The organism is Actinosynnema sp. NPDC023658, assembly GCF_040639995.1.
Taxonomy (GTDB): Bacteria; Actinomycetota; Actinomycetes; order Mycobacteriales; family Pseudonocardiaceae; genus Actinosynnema.
The window spans coordinates 1-2614 of record NZ_JBFAAX010000790.1 but is presented as its reverse complement, the minus strand read 5'-3'; the positions used below and the strand labels follow the sequence as shown (position 1 = coordinate 2614).

The window sequence follows — 2614 nt, the reverse complement described above, 5'->3', positions numbered from 1 at the left end:
GTGCGCCGGGATCGGCGTACGTGCCGGGCGCGTCCACGATGATCGGGTCACGCCGGAAGTAGTCGCCCTCGACGGTGCGGCCGTCGTCGGAGAGCACGTCGGCAACGGGGTGGAACTCGGCCAGGTAGAGGAACCATCCCGGAGCGACGAGGTCGGCTGCGGTCCGCGCCCAGCGCGCGATGGTGACGAAGCGGGCGGTGGGGACGCCGATCCGCGAGGCGAGGTCGCCGGCCGTCCGCACGGCCGGTTCGGAGAAGTCGAGACCGGTGACGGCGGCTCCGCGCCGGGCCCAGGACAGGGTGTCCAGCCCGATGTGGCACTGGAGGTGCAGCAGCGTCCTGCCGCGGACGTCACCGACGTCGTCGTCACGGTGGGCGACGCTAGCCACGCCCACGATTGTCGATCAAACCAATTCCGTTGCCACACCTCGCCTCCACGCCACCTGGAGATCGACGTCCGGAACGCGTCGAGCCGGATCCCGGTGTGCGGCACGGAGTCCGGTTCACCCCGCGGCTCCGTGCGGCAGCCGCGCCCGGCGGGCGGCGGCCACGACGTCCGCGGCGGTGCGCTGGTCGTGGACGAGCAGTTCGCGCGCCAGGCGCAGCGCTCGGCGTTCGCAGGTCGCACGCCGGTCCGCGTCCCCGATGCCGGTGAAGTCCACCGGACGGGCGAACCCGATGACGCGTCGGATGACCTCCGCCCCGCAGAAACCGGTGCTGTCGCGGAACACCCGGTCCAGGTAGACCGTCCGCTCCCGGTCGAGCACCGCCGGCGGGAGGACGGCCGCCGGGTAGGAGTCACCGGTGGGGGAGGACCGCCAGAGGTCGGTGAAGCGCGCGGCGAACTCGTCCCACACCGCCTCGACGGTCTCCAGCAGCCGGGTCTGGAAGGGTGTCTCGGCTTCCACCCCCGGGACGTCGCGGGCGAAGTAGGCGATGAGCAGGTGGGCGAACAGGCTGCCGACGTCGAAGCCCATCGGCCCGAAGCACGCGAACTCCTGGTCGATGACGTGGGTGGCGCGCTCGGACACCATGACCGACCCGGTGTGCAGGTCGCCGTGCAGCAGCGCCTGCCTGCTGGTGAGGTAGAGGTCCTTGAGCCGGGCCACCGCGACGAGCAGGTCGGTGTCGGCGCGCAGCCGTTCGACGTCCGCGTCGAGCTGGGGGCGCGTCCACTGGTTGCGGTGGAACGGGTGGTAGACCTCCGTGAAGATCATGTCCTCCATGATCGAGCACATCTCCACGTTGCCCTCGAACTCGGCGACGAGGGGCCGCTTGCGGGCCGCGGGCAGCGCCAGGTCGCTGGTGTGGAACAGGGTCAGCGCCAGGTAGGCGCCGAGGTGCCTGCCCGCGTCGGCGGGCAGCCGGCCGTCGACGAGCGCGTGCCGCAGGACGACGTGCCCGTCGAGGTGCTCGACGACCTGGAGGTGCCGGTCCGGGTCGTAGTGCAGCGCGGCGGGCACGTGGTCCGGCGCGAGGCGGTGGTGCTCGCGCATCGCGCGGTGCTCGTACCGGGCGCGTTCGGGCGTCAGCGGCCAGGAGGAGCCCGCCACCCGCACGAAGGGCGGCGCCTGCTTGACGCAGAGGGCGCCGTCCGGGCCGTGCACGGAGAAGACGTAGTTGACGTTCCCGTCACCGATCTCGCGCACGTCCCACTGCGCGCGGACGCCACCCAGGCGGGCGGCCAACTCCGGGATCGCCTCGACGTGGGCCGCGATGCCCGCCGCGTCGGGTCGGGTGGTGGTCTCCATGGTGTCCTTCCGCGAACGGGGTCAGCGCGGCGATCCGGCGTGCCACGGCGGGGTGGGCAGGGCGAAGCAGGCGTGCAGCACCTCGTCCGCCGACGCGAGCGTGCCCTCGACGGAACCGGGGTCGGCGGTCCAGGCGTCGCTGACGACGTGCACCCGTTCGCCGGGGAGCGGTTGCCGCGTGAGGGCTCCGGTGTCGTCGGCGGCGTGTCCCGGCCGTCGCACGTGCCACGCCGCGGGGTGCGGGGGGCGGCTCCAGTCGGCCCAGCAGGCGCTCAGCGGTTCCTCCGGGTCCGGGATGCCGTGCAGCCGGGCGAGGAGGGCGTGCGCGTGGTCGACCATCGCCGCGCTCGGCGTCGGTGCGGGCCCGGCGGGAGTGTGCGGTGCGCCGGCGCGCAGGCCGTTCCAGGCCTGGACGTCGTGGCCGCTGGGGTAGGCGGCCAGCAGGAGCGCGGGACCGCTGGTGCCCGGCGGTGAGCACGTTCCGCCGTACCAGAGCTGGCGCAGCGCGGAGTCGGTGGTGCTCCTGCCGTGCGTGGCGCCGAGGCGCTGCCACCACGGTCGCGGGTAGACGAGGAAGAGCTTGACCGCCGGCACCGCCTCGATCGCGTCGAACGCCGGCCGCAGGTGCCGGCCCAGCGGCAGGCCGGACGGGTCGAGGTCGGCCAGCGCTTCCGGGGGCAGGGCCAGCACGACGGATCGGGCCCGGACGCGCGCGTGGCGCGTGCCGTCCACCTCGAAGGTCAACCGGTAGTGGTCCTGCCCCGGTTCCCGGTCCAACCGCACGAGCCGGTGGCCGGTGTGGGTGTCGCCGCCCAGCGCGGTGAACCGGGCGTGCAGGGCGTCGGCCAACGCCTGCATCCCGTG

Annotated in this window: 2 protein-coding genes and 1 pseudogene; all 3 read right to left on the bottom strand. The window is 73.9% G+C overall.

The window, feature by feature from the left end; all coding sequences use genetic code 11:
• Positions 1–388, bottom strand: a pseudogene (locus AB0G02_RS34805) (SAM-dependent methyltransferase); the annotation flags it as partial.
• 114 nt (positions 389–502) lie between these two features.
• Complete coding sequence (gene mtnK, locus AB0G02_RS34800) at positions 503–1750, bottom strand: S-methyl-5-thioribose kinase (RefSeq protein WP_360803059.1); 1248 nt, start codon at positions 1748–1750, stop codon at positions 503–505.
• A gap of 21 nt (positions 1751–1771) precedes the next feature.
• Positions 1772–2614, bottom strand: an 843-nt coding sequence (locus AB0G02_RS34795) for an FAD-dependent oxidoreductase (RefSeq protein WP_360803056.1), incomplete at its 5' end; no start/stop codon positions are given.

Excerpts from the sequence above, each read along its gene's own strand:
- mtnK (WP_360803059.1), bottom strand. The coding sequence starts at position 1,750 with ATGGAGACCACCACCCGACCCGACGCGGCGGGCATCGCGGCCCACGTC.